The organism is Isoptericola sp. Y541, assembly GCF_059445465.1.
In genome coordinates this window covers 47,503-63,978 of sequence record NZ_JCAIUJ010000001.1, presented here as the reverse complement: position 1 = coordinate 63,978, position 16,476 = coordinate 47,503, and the positions used below count along the sequence as shown (strand labels likewise).

Sequence of the window (16,476 nt, the reverse complement as noted above, 5' to 3'; positions counted from 1 at the left end):
ATGCAGCACGACGAGACCGAGAACCGGCAGCCCGACCGGCCCGCGGCCGACGACCCGGAACGCGGCGACGTGCCAGGGTGGGTGCTGGTCACCCTCATGACGGCGGGCCTCGTCGTGGCGTTGTGGGCCATCGCCAGCCCGCTGCTGGAGGACGCCTTTACCCAGGCGATCTCCAGCGTCACCGGCGGCTGAGCCGCGCGGTGCGGGAGGAATCATGATCGGTCGGTTGCACCACACGGTCGTCGACTGTCCCGACCCGCTCGGTCTCGCGACGTTCTGGTCCACGGTGCTCGGCGAGCCGATCACCTCCCGGAGCGACGACTTCGTGGTGGTCGCGCGGAGCGACCGACACTCCGGCCTGGCGTTCCAGCGTGCGACCGACCATCGGCCGCCCGTCTGGGGCGACCCGGCGCGCCCGCAGCAGCTGCACCTGGACGTCATGGTCGACGACATCGTCCTCGCGCACTCCCAGGTGCTGGCGATCGGGGCGCGCCGGCTCACGCCCGAGCCTCCCGGCAGCGGCGCGGGGGACGTGTACGCAGACTCCGCCGGGCACCCGTTCTGCCTGGTCGCGCGCCCGTCGTGGGCATCGCCGGTCGGCGAGCCGATCCACGCGTCGATCGACGGGCCGGGTGCGTGACGGGTGTCGGGGCCGGACCGGGCACGCGGGCGTCGTGGTCCCGTCCGGACGGGGAGTCGGGGTCGGCGGTCGCGGAGTTCCTCATGGTCTCGGCCCTCGTGCTCGCGCTCTTCCTTGGGGTGGTGCAGGTGGCGCTCGCGATGCACGTGCGGGCGCTGACCATCGACGCGGCGGCTGAGGGCGCCCGGATCGCGGCCCGGGCCGACCGGGACCTCGCCAGTGGCGCCACGCGCACGCGGGAGCTGCTGGCGTCGTCGCTCGGCTCGCGTTACGCGGACGACGTGTCGGTGCAGCAGACCCGCCTGGACGGCCTGGATGTGGTCGAGGTGACGGTCCAGGTCCCGCTGCCGGTGGTGGGGCTCCTCGGCCCGTCCGGGGTGCTCACCCTGCAGGGGCATGCCCTGGAGGAGGCATGAGCGCGGCCGACGCCCGGGTCGAGACCGTGCCCGGCACCGTGCCCGGCACCGACGTCGACGGCGAGAGCGGTGCAGCGCTGGTCGAGTTCCTGGGCACCGCGGTGCTGCTGCTGGTGCCGCTCGTGTACCTGGTGCTGACGCTGGCGCAGGTGCAGGCTGGGGCGTTCGCGGTCGAGGGCGCGGCGCGGGAGGCGGGGCGGGCGATGGTCACCGCGGATTCCTCCGCCGCGGGCGGCGAGCGCGCCCGGGCCGCGGCTGGCATCGCGTTCGCCGACCAGGGTTTCGACGCGGGGGACGGCGTCGTGGAGCTGGAGTGCTCCGCCGATCCCTGCCTCACGCCCGGCGCCACCGTCGGGGTGCGGGCCCGGCTCACCGTGCCGCTGCCGTTCGTGCCCACGGGGCTGCGCAGCTGGGTACCGCTCGAGATCCCGGTCACCGCGACGCACGTCGCGACGGTCGACGAGTACGGGCAGGTGCGGCCGTGATCGCACGCGCAGGACGCGGCCGGGTCGAGCCCGGACCCGAGGACGGCCGGATCATGCTCCTCACCGCGGGCGTGGTGGCGCTGGCGCTCATGATCGTCGGGATGGTCGCGTCGGCGACGGCAGTGCACCTGGACCGCAAGCACCTGTACGACCTCGCCGACGCGCTCGCGGCCGACGCCGCCGACGCGATGCCGCCCGACCGGTTCTACGCCGGCGAGGCCCGCGCGCCGAGCGGGTCGGCGGTGCTGACGCTCACCGACGCGGACGTCGAGGAGTCGGCGGTCGCCTATCTCGCGGCGCACCCCGGCGAGGCCGACGGCCTGGACGGCCTGCGGATCGTGGAGGCGGCCTCGCCGGACGGGCGGACGGCGCGCGTCGGCCTGGTCGCGACGTCGCACCCGCCGCTGGTCCGGTGGTTCACGGACGCGTTCGGCGGCGGCTTCGCCGTGGCCGCTACGTCGTCCGCCCGCGCCGGCTGAGCCCGCGCCGGGACGTGTGGGGCAGGCCACAGCGCAAAAAGGCGCATTTGAGATACCAGTTTGATTAACCTGCGGGTGTGCAGCTCACCGCATTCACCGACCTCGGACTGCGCATCGTGATGCGCCTCGCCGTGCTCGACGACGGACGGACCGCGACGACGCGGGTGCTCGCCGAGGCGCTGAACGTGCCCGCGGCGCACGCGGCCAAGGTCGTCACGCAGCTCGGCCGGCTCGGGGTCGTCGAGGTACGGCGGGGTCGTACGGGCGGGCTGCGGCTCGCCGACGCAGCCCGGGACACCTCCGTCGGCCTCGTCGCCCGAGCCCTCGAGGGCGACGGGGAGGTCGTCGAGTGCGAGGGCGCCAACCCGTGCCCGTTGCGGGGCGGCTGCCGGCTGCGCGGCGCGCTCGCGCACGCCCGCGAGGCATTCTTCGCGGCTCTCGACCCGGTCACCATCGCCGACGTCGCCGCACCACCGACCCGGGACCTGCTCCTGCACATCGGAGCACGCCCGCCCGGCTGACCGCCCACCGAGCACGCCCGGCGCGTCCGGCCAGCACCGTAGAACACCAGACAGGAGTCATCCATGCTCAGCCCCGAGTCCGCCGTCGTCGTCCGCGCCACGCTGCCCGTGATCGGCGGGGCGATCGGCGACATCACACCGATCTTCTACCGCCGCATGTTCGCGGCCCACCCGGAGCTGGAGCGGAACCTGTTCAACCGCGGCAACCAGGCCCGCGGCGACCAGCAGCGGGCGCTCGCCGGGGCGATCGCCGCCTACGCGACCCTCCTCGTGGGCGACGGGCCGGACCCGCGCACGGTGCTCGCTCGGATCGCGCACAAGCACGCGTCGCTCGGCATCCTGCCCGAGCAGTACCCGATCGTGCACGAGCACCTGTTCGCGGCGATCGTCGAGGTGCTCGGCGACGCGGTGACGCCCGAGGTGGCCGCCGCGTGGGACGAGGTCTACTGGGACATGGCCGACGCGCTCGTGTCGGTCGAGCTGGGCCTGTACGCCGAGTCTGGCGTGACGCCGGGCGACGTGTGGCGCACGGTGCAGGTCCGCCGCCGGGTGCAGGAGTCGCCCGACACCGTCTCGCTCGAGCTGGCCGCGCCCGACGGCGGGCCGCTGCCGTCGGCGCGGCCGGGACAGTACGTCTCGATCGCCGTCACGCTGCCCGACGGCGCGCGCCAGATCCGCCAGTACAGCCTCACGGGCGCGGGGGCGGCCGACGTGTGGACGATCTCGGTCAAGGCGCTCCCGCCCGTGGCGGGGGCGGACCGGATCTCCCCGGCCGGGGAGGTGTCGAACCACCTGCACGCCAACGTCTTCGAGGGGGACGCGCTCGAGGTCTCGGCACCGTTCGGCGAGCTCACGCTGGTGGAGGGCGAGAACCCGCTCGTCCTGGTCTCGGCGGGCATCGGCATCACCCCGATGATCGGGTTCCTGCACCACCTGCGCCGCACCGGCACGACGCGGCGGGTGGTCGTGCTGCACGCCGACCGCTCGCCCGCGCGGCACGCGCACCGCGCCGAGCTGCGGGCGCTCGTCGCCGACATCCCGACGGCGGAGCTGCACCGGTGGTACGAGGACCTCGGCACGCGAGCGGGGGGCGACCGGCTCCGATCCGGTCTCATCGACCTCGCCGATGTCGACCTGCCGCACGACGCGGACGCCTACCTGTGCGGGCCGGCCCCCTTCATGACGGTGGTGCAGTCGGCCCTGCTGGGCCGCGGCATCACGGACGACCGCATCCACCACGAGGTATTCGGCCCCGGCCGGGAGATCGCCGCGGCCTGACCCGCCCGCGCCGATGGTCAGCCGGCGACCGGCAGGCGGGAGAAGAGCCCGGGGTAGTCGACGACGAACTTGTCGTCGTCCACCGTGATCTCGCGATGGAAGTCGCCGTCGCCGGACTCGTAGACGTAGCGGTCCGGCGCCAGCCGGGTGTACCGCCGGGTGTCGGGCGCGACCTCGAACGTCGCCCCGTCGACGTGTGCCGTGACGATGTCCGCCGCCGTCTCGACCGCCAGGTCGAGGCGGCGGATCGGCAGCGTGTTGGTGAACGGGCTGAACGAGAGGTCCACGTCCACCGCGTCGGCGAGGTCGGACCGAGCCGCCCCGTCGACCAGCCAGGCGCCCGCGGGGTCCCTGCTCAGGTCGAGCTCCCGCCCCGACGACGACCGCACCCGCAGGGCCAGGAACATCCACGCCGGGTCGAGCTCCAACGCGTACTCCAGACGCTCCGGGCCGAGGTCGACCACCGACCGGGCCCGTAGCAGGCCGTCGCGCTCCCTGAGGTCCAGATGCTCGACGCTGCCCGTCTCGAGCCCCCGCCACCCGTACGACGCCACCGCGGACCACCTCCGGCTTCAGGATCGGGGAGGAACGGGGAGCCCGCCCGCGGGCCGCCCGGTAGATTCGCCCGCATGCCCGACGACAAGCCGCCGGTGGACAGACTGCCGGTCGATCTCGATCAGATGTTCGACCTCGCCCGCGCGGGCTCCGACCTGCTGCTCGAGTTCGTCGACGCGGGCGTGCCGGCCGACCACGCGGACGCGGCAGGCAACACGCTGCTCATGCTCGCCGCTTACCACGGGCACGCGGGCCTCGTGCGGGGCCTCGCCGAGCGCGGCGCCGATGTCGATCGCGTCAACGCGCGCGGGCAGTCGCCGCTCGCGGGCGCCGTCTTCAAGGGCTCCGACGACGTGATCGCGGCGCTGCTCGCCGCGGGCGCGGACCCCGACGCGGGCACGCCCAGCGCCCGGGACACCGCGCAGATGTTCGGCCGCACCCTGCCCGAGCGGGACTGACACCGGGCGGACCCCAGGCTGACTTGGGGCACGTGAGGGGAACCCGCGGTGGCGGGTAACCTTGAGGATCGTGGCCACCATCGACTTTCCCGCAGAGATCAAGGCGCTGCGCGCCACCCTCGAGTCCATCGAGAGCGTGAGCGACCCCACCGCCCTGCGGGCGAAGATCGAGGACCTGTCGGAGCAGGCGTCCGTGCCCGATCTGTGGGACGACCCCGAGAAGGCGCAGAAGGTGACGTCGGCGCTGTCGACCACGCAGGGCGAGCTCGAGCGCGTCTCACGGCTCCAGCGGCGCATCGACGACGTCGAGACCCTCGTCGAGATGGGGGTCGAGATGGACGACCAGGACACCCTCACCGAGGCCGAGACCGAGGTCGCCGCGATCCGCAAGGACCTCGACCTCCTCGAGGTCCGCACCCTCCTCAACGGCGAGTACGACGCCCGCGAGGCGGTCGTGACCATCCGCGCGGGCGCCGGCGGCGTCGACGCCGCCGACTTCGCCGAGATGCTCATGCGCATGTACCTGCGCTGGGCCGAGCGGCACGGCTACCCGACGAAGGTCATGGACACCTCGTACGCGGAGGAGGCCGGGCTGAAGTCCGCGACCTTCGAGGTCAACGCGCCCTACGCCTTCGGCAACCTGTCCGTCGAGGCCGGCACGCACCGGCTCGTGCGGATCTCGCCCTTCGACAACCAGGGCCGCCGGCAGACGTCGTTCGCCGCCGTCGAGGTGGTGCCCCTCATCGAGCAGACGGACTCCGTCGAGATCCCCGAGGCGGAGCTCAAGATCGACGTGTTCCGCTCGTCGGGTCCGGGCGGGCAGTCCGTGAACACCACGGACTCCGCCGTGCGCATGACGCACCTCCCGACGGGCACCGTCGTGTCGATGCAGAACGAGAAGTCGCAGATCCAGAACCGTGCCGCGGCGCTGCGCGTGATGCAGTCCCGCCTGCTGCTGATCCGCCGGCAGGAGGAGGCCGCGAAGAAGAAGGAGCTCGCCGGCGACATCAAGGCGAGCTGGGGCGAGCAGATGCGCTCCTACGTGCTGCAGCCGTACCAGATGGTCAAGGACCTGCGCACCGAGCACGAGTCCGGCAACACGCAGGCCGTGTTCGACGGCGCGATCGACGACTTCATCGAGGCCGGGATCCGCTGGCGCCGCTCCGGTGGCGCCGACGCCGCCTGACCGTCGCTGCTCCTGATCGCTGCTCAGGGCGACGACCTCGACCCACGACTCCCCGGCGTGTCCTTCCTGTGACCATCGCCGCCGGGTGCGACTCTCGGGAATCGGGCGGCCCGGCCATCGTGCCGGCGCCGCACGGTCGACCTGGCAGGGGAGAGGCACGTCGTGATCCGGTTCGAGCACGTCTCGAAGGTCTACGCCCGAGGGGCGCGACCCGCGCTCGACGACGTCTCCGTGGACGTCTCGCGGGGGGAGTTCGTCTTCCTCGTGGGAGCGTCGGGCTCGGGCAAGAGCACCTTCCTGCGGTTGGTGCTGCGCGAGGAGCGGCCGACGGGCGGCAGCGTGTATGTCGCGGGTCGTGACCTCTCCCGGCTCTCGAGCTGGAAGGTGCCGTCGCTGCGCCGCAGCATCGGCGTCGTCTTCCAGGACTTCCGCCTGCTGCCGAACAAGACCGTCCACGAGAACGTCGCGTTCGCGCTGCAGGTGATCGGCAAGCCTCGGCACACGATCAGGTCGACGGTGCCCGAGGTGCTCGAGATGGTGGGCCTGGACGGCAAGGAGAAGCGGCTTCCGCACGAGCTCTCCGGCGGCGAGCAGCAGCGCGTGGCGATCGCCCGGGCGTTCGTGAACCGGCCGCAGATCCTGCTGGCCGACGAGCCGACCGGCAACCTCGACCCGACGACGTCCCTGGGGATCATGCGCCTGCTCGACCGGATCAACCGCACGGGCACCACGGTGGTGATGGCCACGCACGACGACGAGATCGTCAACGAGATGCGCAAGCGCGTGGTGGAGCTGTCGACGGGTTCGGTCGTGCGCGACGAGGCCAACGCCGGCTACGGCGAGCGGGAGTCGATCCTGCCGCAGGTGGGCCGGACGCCGGTGCTCGACGCCCCCGGGCGTGGCGAGCGGACCGTGCAGCGCGTGCAGGTGACCCCGGAGCCCGCCGACCTCGAGGCCGAGCATGCCGCCGAGGCCGCTGCGGCGAGGTCCGAGACCGAGGAGACGGGCCCGCCGGCACCGGCGCACGCGGCACACGCGGCGGAGGCCGCCGTGGAGGCGGAGCCGGCCGACGCGGGGGCGGCCGAGCCTTCGGGACCGGGCCCCGGCTCGGCCGACCAGGTGGTGCAGCAGGTGCTGCGCGAGCACGAGCGCGTGCGCGCGGGACGGGAGGCCTGAGGCGTGCGGTTGCAGTTCGTCCTCACCGAGGTCCTGGGCGGCCTCCGGCGCAACATGTCGATGGTGATCTCGGTCGTCCTCGTGACGTTCGTGTCGCTGACGTTCGTCGGAGCGGCGGCCCTGCTGCAGACCCAGGTGACCAAGCTCAAGGGGGACTGGTACGACCTCGTCGAGGTCTCCGTCTTCCTGTGCCCCGACGGCTCGACCTCGCCGACGTGCGCGGACGGCGAGGCCACCGACGAGCAGGTCGAGGCGCTCCAGAAGGTGATCGACACCGAGCTGGCCGACGTCGTCGACACCACCTACTTCGAGAGCAAGGCCGATGCGTTCGACGCGTTCGCCGAGATGTACCCGGACGGCTACCAGGGCACACAGCTCACCGAGGACGACATGCAGGCGTCGTTCCGGCTCAAGCTGATGGACCCGGAGCAGTACCAGGTGGTGGACGACGTGCTCGAGGGCCGCTCGGGCGTCGAGGTCGTGGAGGACCAGCGCGAGGTGTTCGAACCGTTGTTCCTCGCGCTCGGCCGCGCCTCGCTGCTGGCCGCGGGGCTGGCGGGCGTGATGCTGCTCGCTGCGGTGCTGCTCATCACGACGACCATCCGGCTGTCCGCCGTCTCGCGGCGCCGCGAGACCGGCATCATGCGGCTCGTGGGCGCGTCGAACCTGTTCGTGCAGCTGCCGTTCATGCTCGAGGGCGCGATCGCGGCCCTCGTCGGCGCACTCCTGGCCGTGGGCGGGCTCTGGCTCGCCGTGCAGTACCTGGTGACGGACTGGCTCCAGGACTCCGTCGACTGGGTGGCGTACGTGGACGTGGGCGACGTCCTGCTCATCGCGCCGCTGCTGATAGGAATCGCCGTGCTGCTGGCGGTGGTGTCCTCCGTGGTGACGCTCAACCGGTACACGAGGGTGTGAGATCACAGATGACGACCCTGAGCACGACCCGAGGCGTCTCACGACGCGTGCTGGGCGGCCTGGTGGCCGCGGTGCTGGTGCTGGGCGGGGCGACGACGTCGGCGACCCTGTCCGCGAGCGTCTCGGCGCCCGCCGCCGCCGCGGACGACATCGACGACCAGCGAGCCGCCGCGGAGGCGAAGCAGCGCGCCAAGGAGCGCGAGCGCGACAGCCTCCACGAAGAGCTCGAGGACACCAACGCGAAGTACCGGAAGGCCGTGCTCGACCTGAACGAGGTCGAGGCGCGGCTGCCCGTGGCGCAGGCCGAGCTCGCCGCCGCGCAGGCGGCGCTCGAGGAGGCGCGCCGCAAGGCCGCGATCCTCGCCCAGCGGCTCTCCGACGCCGAGGCGGAGGAGGCCGCGGTCGCCGAGCAGATCGACTCCGGCAAGGGGAAGGTCGAGTCGGCGCGGGCCGACGTCGTCCAGATGGCCCGCCAGGCCTACCGCAACGGCGACGACTCCAGCACGATCGGTCTCGTGACGGGGGCCCAGTCCACCGAGGACTTCCTCGACGAGTTCGCCGTGTCGTCGTCGGCGGCGCGGAGCCAGGCGCGCACGCTCACGGACCTGCAGGACGCCGAGGCGGTGGCCCGCAACCAGCAGGCGCGCCTGGACGCGATCCGCGCCGCGATCGCCGACCTCAAGGCCGAGGCGGACGCGAACGTGGTCGCGGCCGAGAAGGCGCAGCGCCAGGCCGCCGACCGCAAGGCCGAGGTCGAGGGGCTCATCGCCAAGCAGCGCACGCTCAAGGCCTCGATCGCGTCGCAGCGGGAGACCGCCCTCGCCGACCTGAAGTCCAACGAGAAGGCGCAGGCCGGGCTCGAGTCGCAGCTCAAGGAGATCATCCAGAAGCAGAAGGCCCGCGACGCCCGGCTCGAGGAGCAGCGCCGCAAGGCAGACGAGGAGGCGCGCCGCAAGGCCGCCGCCGAGCGGAAGAGCAACAGCGGCGGCGGCGGTGGCTCCAACGACGGCGGCAGGTCCGGCGGTGGCGGTGGCGGCGGTGGCGGTGGCGGAGGTGGAGGTGGCGGAGGAGGCGGAGGAGGCGGCTCGTCGTCCTCGGGGCCGTTCCTCGGCTGGCCGACGAACTACCACGTGGTCACCAGCAGCTACGGGATGCGCTTCCACCCGACGCTGCACTACTGGCGGCTGCACGCCGGCACCGACATCCGCACGTACTGCGGCACCGCGGTCTACGCCGCCCAGAGCGGCTACGTGGAGCAGGCGCACTTCTCGTCCGGCGGCGGCAACAACGTGCTCATCAACCACGGCACGCGCAAGGGCGACAACGTGATGTCGCGCTACCTGCACCTGACGCGGGACATCGTGGGGGTCGGCCAGAAGGTCGACAAGGGGCAGACCATCGGCTACTCGGGCTCGACGGGCACCTCCGCGGCGTGCCACCTGCACTTCGAGGTGTACGTGAACGGCAGCACGACCGACCCGATGGGCGGCTGGCTCAACTGAGCCAGCCCCCGCGGGCGGCGGGTTGCGTCCGCGGTCCGCGGAAAAGCCCTGGCCACCGCCCGGCTCTCCCGTATCCTGGGTCGTCGCGAGACCGCGATCCCGGGAGGAGGAGACCATGTCCAACAAGGCCAAGGGCGCCAAGAAGAAGCCGGACGACCCGCGCAAGATCGTGGCGAACAACAAGAAGGCCCGCCACGACTACGTGATCGAGGACGTCGTCGAGGCCGGGATCGTGCTGTCGGGCACCGAGGTCAAGGCGCTCCGCATGGGCCGAGCGTCGCTGATCGACGGCTACGCGGCGATCGACCACGGCGAGGCCTGGCTCGAGAACGTGCACATCCCCGAGTACTTCCAGGGCACGTGGAACAACCACGCGCCGCGCCGCAAGCGCAAGCTGCTGCTGCACCGCGAGGAGATCGACCGGCTGGGGGCCAAGTCGCGGGAGAAGGGCCACACCCTGATCCCGCTGAGCCTGTACTTCCTGGACGGCCGCGCCAAGGTCGAGATCGCCCTGGCACGCGGCAAGAAGGAGTACGACAAGCGGCAGACGCTGCGCGAGCAGCAGGACATGCGCGAGGCGCGGCGCGCCATCCGCCACCAGGAGATGCTCGGCTGAGCGAGGCTCGGCCGGCCGTGGTCCGGCCGGCGGAAATAACGGCGCCGCGGTGGCGGTTGATCCTCTAGACTGGAGAACGTCGGCGCGCGAGCGTCGGCGGATGCCAACACAGTTGACAAATCCATAGGGGCTGATCGGTTTCGACGGTGGTCGTGCTTCAAGGAGAAGCGGGCCGAGGATGCAGGCTCATCTCGTGAACGCTTGCCTGCAAACTTATAGGTGCCGATAACAAGCGCACCGACTTCGCACTCGCCGCCTGAGCGAGTCTGAAGTCCGTCGGCCCGGGGATGCTCTCGCCCCGGTAGCCGGCGTCATCTAGAGAGCCACTGCTTGCCGTCCTCGTCATCGGGGCGGTGGGGACTTTTTGATGACTGGGCCCGTCCGCACCTTGTCTGCGTGAGTGCGGGGGCCGAGAAAAGCACAGCAGACTGCGCCCGGAGAAGTCCTCGAAAAGCGCCACCGGACCCGGGTTCGATTCCCGGCAGCTCCACCCCTCTCGACGAGGCGGGTCACCATCACGGTGACCCGCCTCGTCGTGCGTTGCGGGGAGGTCGCGGCCGGCCCGGCCATTGCTTCGGAGTCCGTACATTCACCTAGGGTTGCCGCATGCCGAACGCCAGCGATGTCGTCCCTGCGCCCGTTCCCGCCCCCCTGACCCTGCACGCCGACGGGGCGACGGTCGTCCTGGCGGAAGGCGCGCGGGTCGCCGCCGACCCGACCCTCTATCCGGCCGCCCGGTGGTGGCGCCGCGTGAGCGAGGACGCCTTCGGGCTCGACCTGGTGCCCGTGGGCCCGGGGCAGCCCGCCGACGTCACCTTCGACCTGGATGCCGCCCTTCCGGCGCGCGGCTATCGGATCGAGGTCGAGGGCGAGGGCGAGGGCGAGGGCGAGGGCGCACGGGTGCGCGTGTCCGCGGCCGACGCCGCCGGTGCGCACGCGGCCGCGCAGACGCTGCGGCAGCTGGCCGGCCCGCAGGCGTTCCGCCGCGCAGGAGCGGCGCCGCTCGCCCTGCCGGTCGCCACCATCGACGACGCGCCCCGGTTCGCCTGGCGCGGCGTGCTGCTCGACGTCGCGCGGCACTTCCTGCCGAAGGCGGACGTGCTGCGGTTCGTCGACCTCGCGGCCGCCCATCACCTGAACGTGCTGCAGCTCCACCTCACGGACGACCAGGGGTGGCGGATGGAGGTCGAGCGCTACCCGCGGCTCACCGAGGTGGGCTCCTGGCGGCGCGAGTCCGGCGTCGGGACCTGGCGGGCCGGACGGCACGACGGCCGACCGCACGGCGGCTTCTACACCCAGGCCGACCTGCGCGAGATCGTCGTGTACGCGCGCGAGCGGGGCGTCACCGTGGTGCCGGAGATCGGCTCGCCCGGCCACGTGCAGGCGGTACTGACGGCCTACCCGGAGCTCGCCGCGCGCCCCGGCGAGCACGAGGTGCGCACCACCTGGGGCATCAGCGAGGACGTGCTCGACCCGTCGCCCGCGGCCGTCGACTTCTTCCGAGACGTGCTGGACGAGGTGTGCGACGTCTTCGACGCGCCGTTCGTCTCCCTCGGCGGCGACGAGGTGCCCACGACGGCGTGGCGCGAGCGGCCCGACATCGTGGCCCGCGCCGCCGACCTGGGGCTGAGCGCCGCGGACGGCACGGGCGACGTCGCCCGCCTGCACGGCTGGTTCCTGGCGCGGCTCGCCGAGCACCTGCGCTCGAAGGGCCGGCGGGCGGTGGTGTGGGACGAGGCGTTCGGCCCCGACCTGCCGCGCGACGTCGTCGTCACCTGCTGGCGCGGGCACGCGGTGGCCGCCGACGCGCTCGCCGCCGGCCACGACGTGGTGATGGCCCCGGAGCAGGAGATGTACCTCGACCACAGGGCCGCCGACGGCCCCGACGAGCCCGTGCCCGTCGGGTTCGTGCGCACCGTCGACGACGTCCGGGCGTTCGAGCCGCTGCCCGCCGGGCTGCTCGCCGCGCGCCCCGAGCTGGCCGGCGACCTGCCGGGCACGCTCCTCGGGGCGCAGGCGCAGGTGTGGGCCGAGCACCTCGACTCCGCGCGCCGCATCGACTATGCGGCCTACCCCCGCCTGGCCGCGTTCGCGGAGGCGGTCTGGAACCCGGACGCCACCGGGTTCGCCGAGCGGCTGCGCCGCGCGCACCTGCCCCGTCTCGACGCGGCGGGCGTCGAGTACCGCCCGCCGGGTGGGCCGCACCCGTGGCAGCAGCGGCCGGGAGTGCAGGGCTACCCCCGCAACCTCGCGGCCGAGCGCGCCGCGGCCGGGTGGGCCGGCATGGGCGGCTGGGTGGCGGGGCGCGACGGCGCCGGGCCCGGGGACGGGTGAGAGCTCAGCGCCCGGCGGGCACGGGCTCCGGGTCGCGCTCGGTGTCCGGGTCGGCAAGGACGGCGGGGTCGCCGCCGTCGCGGGGCCCGTCGGGGCCCTCGGATCCGCCCGCATCACCGGCCCCGCCGCCGGTGGCGGCCGACGGCCGCCGACGGCGCAGCCACCGGTACCCGAGGTAGCCGAGCGCGGCGACGGCGAGCCAGGGGAGCAGCACGCCGAGCACGAGGACGACGGTCTGCACCGTGGAGACCAGCGCGGCCCAGCCGGACGACAGCCCGCCCAGGAACCCGCCCCGCGACTGGGCGGCGGCCGCGGGCTCGGGCACGATCTCGACCTCGAGCGTGGACATCGCCACCTGGTCGGACAGGAGCTGGCGCTGCCCGGTGAGCGAGTCCAGCTCCGCCTGCCGGCCGGAAAGCTCCTGCTCCACCTGGAGCAGGTCCTCGGTGCTGCCGGCGCTGGCCATGAGGTCGCGCAGGCGGTCCGTGGACGTGGTCAGGGCGGCGATCCGCGCGTCGAGGTCCCGGCCCTCGCCGGTGACGTCCACGCTCTGCACGTCGACGTCCTCGACGGTGCCCAGGCGGTCCAGGGCCTCGACGGCCCCGGTCATGCGGTCGGCCGGGAGGCGGACGGTCATCGACGCCGACCCCGGGGAGTCGTCCGTGGCGGCGGTCTCGGAGCGCCGCTCCACGCGGCCGCCGGCCTCCTCCACCTGTCGGGCGAGCTCCCGGGCGGCGGCCGCGGGGTCGTCCGCCACGACCGTCGCGTGGCCGGTGGTGACGATCTCGCGCTCGGCCGCGGTGCCCGGTGCCTCCGCGGCGTCGGCGACCGCCTCGCCGCCGGCCTCCTCGGCGGCGCCGCCCTCGGCGACCCCGGCGGTGTCGGCGGCGGAGCGGGAGCCGTCCGACCCGGCCGAATCGCCGCCGCCCGAGCCCGAGCAGGCCGCGAGCACCAGGAGCAACGCCGTCGCGAGGGAGGCGACGAGAGGCGCGCGACGCGCCCGGGTGGAGCGCGGTGTGGCAGGCATGGACCCGAGCGTAGGGCGGCGCGACGTCCGCCCCGGTCGCGGCCGCGGGATCGTGACCGGACCGTGCCGCGACCGTGACCTTGGGCCCCGGCCGCGGGGCCCGGTGATGTCGGGGCGCACCGTCACGATCCGGTAACACGACCGTGCGCCGGGGGCCGGTGGATTGACAGGCGTCTAGTTAAGACGCTGTACTAACAAACATGTCCACACCGACGACGCGCACAGTGCGACGAGGTCTGGGTGCCGGCCTGCGAGCCACCTCCAAGGTGCTCCCCGAGCATGCCCGGGCGCACAACCGCTCGTTGGTGCTGCAGCACCTGTTCCATGAGGGGTCGACGTCCCGGGCCGACCTGGCCCGCGCCACCGCCCTGACCCGGGTGACGATCTCCGACCTCATCAGCGTGCTCCTCGCCGAGGGGCTCGTCGAGGAGCTGGGCGTGCAGCCCGGCCGCCGGGTCGGCAAGCCCGCGATCCTCGTCGGGATGCGGACCGACGCCTACCAGATCGTCGCCCTGGACCTGTCGGACGACGCGGTGATGCGCGGCGCCGTCATGACCCTCACCGGCGAGGCGGTGGTGCGTCGCTCCCTGCCCGTGGCCGGCCAGGTCGGCGACGAGCTCGTCGACCTCCTCACGCGCTTCGCCCGCACCCTGATCTCGGCGGCGACCCGCCCGGTCATCGGCGTCGGCGTCGGCTCGCCGGGCGTGGTGGACGGCTCGGGCCGCGTCATCGAGGCCCCCAACCGCCAGTGGACCGACCTGCCCCTGGCCACCATCCTCACCGAGCGGCTCGCGCTCCCGGTGCACGTCGCGAACGACGCCAACTCCGCTGCCCTCGGCGAGTACACCTACGGGGGAGCGGCGGGCTCGATGCTCGTGCTCACCGTGGGCCAGGGCGTGGGCGCGGGCGTCATGGTCGACGGCGCACGGGTGCAGGGCGCGGCCGACGCCGCGGGCGAGCTCGGGCACGTCACCGTCGTCGACGGCGCTTCGACAGGATCAGGGCGGCGCGCCGAGCTGTGCGCGTGCGGCCGCTACGGCTGCCTGGAGACCGTGCTCGCCGCGCCCGCGCTGCGACGCGCCGTCGCCGGCCTCGACCCGGCCGCCGCCGACGAGGAGCTGGCCGCCGTCGGGCGCATCCTCGGGTCGGCGCTGGCACCCGTCGTCGGCGCACTCAATCTGGCCGAGGTGCTGCTCAGCGGCCCGCCCGAGCTGCTCGACGGAGCCCTGCGGACCGCCGCCCTACAGACCCTGACCGACCGCACGATGCCGGCCACCGCCGCCGGCCTGCGGCTGCGGATGGCGACCCTCGACGAGGACGTCGTCCTCGCCGGGGCGGCCGTCCTGGTGCTGGCCGCCCAGCTCGGGGTCTCGTGACCCCGACGTCCCAGCCGAACCGACGGACGACCCGCACCCGGCAGCGCCGCCGCTGGCGCCGCGCTGCTCAGAACGAGCCAGTACAGATCGAGAGGAATCCCCAGTGAAGAGGACCCGTGTCGTCGCCACAGGCGTGGCGACGAGCCTGACCCTCGCGCTCGCGCTCGCTGCGTGCGCACCCGCCGACGAGGGGGACGGCGAGACCGGCGGCACCCCCGAGTCCGGCGACATCACACTGTGGCTCAACGGGCCCGACACGCCCGACGAGCTGCGCGACTACCTGGTCGACACGTTCGAGTCGGAGAACCCCGGCTCGACGCTGTCGATCGAGCAGCAGGACTGGGAGGACCTCGTCACCAAGCTGACGACCGCCCTGCCCGACACCGCGAACACGCCCGACGTCGTGGAGATCGGCAACACGCAGGCCCCCACGTTCACGTACGCGGGCGCGTTCCGGGAGGTCTCGCCCGAGCTGTACGACGAGCTCGGCGGCGACAAGCTGCTGCCGTCCTTCGTCGAGGCCGGCGCGGTCGACGACGTCAAGTACGCGCTGCCGTACTACTACGGCTCGCGCTTCATGTTCTTCCGCAAGGACATCTGGTCCAAGGCCGGCCTCGAGGTGCCGACCACGCTCCAGGAGTTCGGCGACTCGGTCAAGGAGCTGCACACCAAGGACCGCTCGGGCTTCGCCATCGGCGGCCAGGACTGGCGCAACGGCATCTCCTGGGTCTTCGCGAACGACGGCGAGCTCGCGGTCAAGGACGGCGACCAGTGGACCTCCACGCTCTCCGACCCGAACACCGTCAAGGGCCTGGAGCAGTGGCAGGACGCCTTCGAGGGCGCCTCGAACCTCCCGCCGACGGCCAAGGACGAGGCGTACTGGGACTTCCTGAACGACGGCTCCGACGGCGAGGCGCCCGACGGCGCCACGATCATGGCGCCGGGCTGGGCCCGCTGGTCCCTCGGTGACCTGACGAAGAACGACGACGGCGAGGAGGTCCGCGACGGGATGGCGGACGACTCCACGTTCGACATCTTCGCCCTGCCGGGCGTCGACGGCGGCGTGGCCCCCGTCTTCGCCGGCGGCTCGAACCTCGCGGTCTCCGCGAAGTCGGAGCACCCGGAGCTCGCGGAGAACCTGCTGCGGATCGTCTACTCGGACGAGTACCAGACCATGCTGGCGAAGAACGGCCTCGGCCCGGCGAACTCGGACTTCGACGAGCTCATGACGGTCGACGCCGACGGCAACCCGAACAAGTTCGGCGAGGTCACGGTCGAGACCGCGGCGGCGTCGAAGCTCACCCCGGCCGCGCCGGGCTGGGCCGCCGTCGAGGGCGCCTCCGTCTACGAGGAGCTCTTCCAGAAGATCGCCGAGGGCGGTGACGTGGCGGCGCTCGCCAAGCAGTACGACGAGAAGGTCACGCCGATGCTCAACGGCCAGGCGGGCTGACACCCACCCTCGTCAGACCCCCGACGGGCGGGGTGGCAACCAGCGACAGGATGCCACCCCGC

The 16,476-nt window shown here is 73.2% G+C and carries 17 protein-coding genes, 1 other RNA gene and 1 pseudogene; 17 read left to right on the top strand and 2 right to left on the bottom strand.

Annotated elements, in window-relative coordinates; genetic code table 11:
- The 7 genes from AC1C2V_RS00380 to AC1C2V_RS00350 all read left to right on the top strand — a co-directional run bounded on the left by AC1C2V_RS00380 (window position 1) and on the right by AC1C2V_RS00350 (window position 3,819).
- The gene (locus AC1C2V_RS00380; protein ID WP_495387593.1) at window positions 1-192 is read left to right on the top strand and encodes a hypothetical protein; all 192 of its coding nucleotides are present in this window, start codon (window positions 1-3) and stop codon (window positions 190-192) included.
- A 22-nt stretch (window positions 193-214) separates the two neighbouring features.
- Complete coding sequence (locus AC1C2V_RS00375) at window positions 215-640, top strand: VOC family protein (RefSeq protein WP_495387592.1); 426 nt, start codon at window positions 215-217, stop codon at window positions 638-640.
- Window positions 637-1,056, top strand: coding sequence for a TadE family protein (locus tag AC1C2V_RS00370; RefSeq protein ID WP_495387591.1), 420 nt, complete (start codon window positions 637-639; stop codon window positions 1,054-1,056). Before AC1C2V_RS00375 ends, AC1C2V_RS00370 begins: the two co-directional genes overlap by 4 nt.
- Window positions 1,053-1,541 carry a pilus assembly protein gene (locus AC1C2V_RS00365; RefSeq protein ID WP_495387590.1) on the top strand — a complete coding sequence of 163 codons (489 nt, stop codon included), beginning with the start codon at window positions 1,053-1,055 and terminating at the stop codon, window positions 1,539-1,541. Before AC1C2V_RS00370 ends, AC1C2V_RS00365 begins: the two co-directional genes overlap by 4 nt.
- On the top strand, window positions 1,538-2,020 hold the full coding sequence (locus AC1C2V_RS00360; RefSeq protein ID WP_495387589.1) for a hypothetical protein: 483 nt from the start codon (window positions 1,538-1,540) through the stop codon (window positions 2,018-2,020). The genes AC1C2V_RS00365 and AC1C2V_RS00360 overlap by 4 nt, the downstream gene beginning before the upstream one ends.
- Window positions 2,021-2,097: 77 nt before the next feature.
- Window positions 2,098-2,541 carry an RrF2 family transcriptional regulator gene (locus AC1C2V_RS00355; protein WP_495387588.1) on the top strand — a complete coding sequence of 148 codons (444 nt, stop codon included), beginning with the start codon at window positions 2,098-2,100 and terminating at the stop codon, window positions 2,539-2,541.
- 63 nt (window positions 2,542-2,604) lie between these two features.
- Complete coding sequence (locus AC1C2V_RS00350; protein WP_495387587.1) at window positions 2,605-3,819, top strand: globin domain-containing protein; 1,215 nt, start codon at window positions 2,605-2,607, stop codon at window positions 3,817-3,819.
- A 17-nt stretch (window positions 3,820-3,836) separates the two neighbouring features.
- Here the strand turns inward: AC1C2V_RS00350 and AC1C2V_RS00345 are convergent, their stop codons facing one another.
- Window positions 3,837-4,373 carry a putative glycolipid-binding domain-containing protein gene (locus tag AC1C2V_RS00345; protein WP_495387586.1) on the bottom strand — a complete coding sequence of 179 codons (537 nt, stop codon included), beginning with the start codon at window positions 4,371-4,373 and terminating at the stop codon, window positions 3,837-3,839.
- Window positions 4,374-4,448: 75 nt separating this feature from the next.
- On the opposite strand from AC1C2V_RS00345, the gene AC1C2V_RS00340 reads away from it, so the two are divergent.
- The 8 genes and pseudogenes from AC1C2V_RS00340 to AC1C2V_RS00305 all read left to right on the top strand — a co-directional run bounded on the left by AC1C2V_RS00340 (window position 4,449) and on the right by AC1C2V_RS00305 (window position 12,561).
- Window positions 4,449-4,832 (top strand): ankyrin repeat domain-containing protein, encoded by a 384-nt coding sequence (locus AC1C2V_RS00340; protein ID WP_495387585.1) that lies wholly within the window; start codon window positions 4,449-4,451, stop codon window positions 4,830-4,832.
- 70 nt (window positions 4,833-4,902) lie between these two features.
- The gene (gene prfB, locus AC1C2V_RS00335) at window positions 4,903-6,018 is read left to right on the top strand and encodes a peptide chain release factor 2 (protein WP_495387584.1); all 1,116 of its coding nucleotides are present in this window, start codon (window positions 4,903-4,905) and stop codon (window positions 6,016-6,018) included.
- 162 nt (window positions 6,019-6,180) lie between these two features.
- Window positions 6,181-6,858: pseudogene (ftsE, locus tag AC1C2V_RS00330) on the top strand (cell division ATP-binding protein FtsE); the annotation flags it as partial.
- Window positions 6,859-7,197: 339 nt separating this feature from the next.
- On the top strand, window positions 7,198-8,109 hold the full coding sequence (ftsX, locus tag AC1C2V_RS00325; protein WP_495387583.1) for a permease-like cell division protein FtsX: 912 nt from the start codon (window positions 7,198-7,200) through the stop codon (window positions 8,107-8,109).
- Window positions 8,110-8,117: 8 nt separating this feature from the next.
- Window positions 8,118-9,611, top strand: coding sequence for a peptidoglycan DD-metalloendopeptidase family protein (locus tag AC1C2V_RS00320; protein ID WP_495387582.1), 1,494 nt, complete (start codon window positions 8,118-8,120; stop codon window positions 9,609-9,611).
- Window positions 9,612-9,726: 115 nt separating this feature from the next.
- Complete coding sequence (gene smpB, locus AC1C2V_RS00315; RefSeq protein WP_495387581.1) at window positions 9,727-10,227, top strand: SsrA-binding protein SmpB; 501 nt, start codon at window positions 9,727-9,729, stop codon at window positions 10,225-10,227.
- A gap of 126 nt (window positions 10,228-10,353) precedes the next feature.
- Window positions 10,354-10,720: a transfer-messenger RNA gene (ssrA, locus tag AC1C2V_RS00310) on the top strand.
- 113 nt (window positions 10,721-10,833) lie between these two features.
- On the top strand, window positions 10,834-12,561 hold the full coding sequence (locus AC1C2V_RS00305; RefSeq protein ID WP_495387580.1) for a beta-N-acetylhexosaminidase: 1,728 nt from the start codon (window positions 10,834-10,836) through the stop codon (window positions 12,559-12,561).
- 4 nt (window positions 12,562-12,565) lie between these two features.
- Here the strand turns inward: AC1C2V_RS00305 and AC1C2V_RS00300 are convergent, their stop codons facing one another.
- Complete coding sequence (locus AC1C2V_RS00300; protein ID WP_495387579.1) at window positions 12,566-13,588, bottom strand: DUF4349 domain-containing protein; 1,023 nt, start codon at window positions 13,586-13,588, stop codon at window positions 12,566-12,568.
- A 200-nt stretch (window positions 13,589-13,788) separates the two neighbouring features.
- Between AC1C2V_RS00300 and AC1C2V_RS00295 the strand changes: the two genes are divergently transcribed.
- A complete protein-coding gene (locus tag AC1C2V_RS00295) occupies window positions 13,789-14,964 on the top strand; it encodes an ROK family transcriptional regulator (RefSeq protein ID WP_495387578.1) in 1,176 nt (391 codons plus the stop codon).
- A gap of 103 nt (window positions 14,965-15,067) precedes the next feature.
- Entirely contained in the window at window positions 15,068-16,414 is a 1,347-nt protein-coding gene (locus tag AC1C2V_RS00290; protein WP_495387577.1) for an extracellular solute-binding protein, read from the top strand.
- Window positions 16,415-16,476: the final 62 nt, after the last annotated feature.

Bases quoted from the DNA above. Each gene is read 5' to 3' on its own strand.
- AC1C2V_RS00380 (WP_495387593.1), top strand. From the start codon at position 1: ATGCAGCACGACGAGACCGAGAACCGGCAGCCCGACCGGCCCGCGGCC.
- AC1C2V_RS00375 (WP_495387592.1), top strand. From the start codon at position 215: ATGATCGGTCGGTTGCACCACACGGTCGTCGACTGTCCCGACCCGCTC.
- AC1C2V_RS00365 (WP_495387590.1), top strand. From the start codon at position 1,053: ATGAGCGCGGCCGACGCCCGGGTCGAGACCGTGCCCGGCACCGTGCCC.
- AC1C2V_RS00350 (WP_495387587.1), top strand. From the start codon at position 2,605: ATGCTCAGCCCCGAGTCCGCCGTCGTCGTCCGCGCCACGCTGCCCGTG.
- AC1C2V_RS00340 (WP_495387585.1), top strand. From the start codon at position 4,449: ATGCCCGACGACAAGCCGCCGGTGGACAGACTGCCGGTCGATCTCGAT.
- AC1C2V_RS00320 (WP_495387582.1), top strand. From the start codon at position 8,118: ATGACGACCCTGAGCACGACCCGAGGCGTCTCACGACGCGTGCTGGGC.
- smpB (WP_495387581.1), top strand. From the start codon at position 9,727: ATGTCCAACAAGGCCAAGGGCGCCAAGAAGAAGCCGGACGACCCGCGC.
- AC1C2V_RS00305 (WP_495387580.1), top strand. From the start codon at position 10,834: ATGCCGAACGCCAGCGATGTCGTCCCTGCGCCCGTTCCCGCCCCCCTG.
- AC1C2V_RS00300 (WP_495387579.1), bottom strand. From the start codon at position 13,588: ATGCCTGCCACACCGCGCTCCACCCGGGCGCGTCGCGCGCCTCTCGTC.
- AC1C2V_RS00295 (WP_495387578.1), top strand. From the start codon at position 13,789: ATGTCCACACCGACGACGCGCACAGTGCGACGAGGTCTGGGTGCCGGC.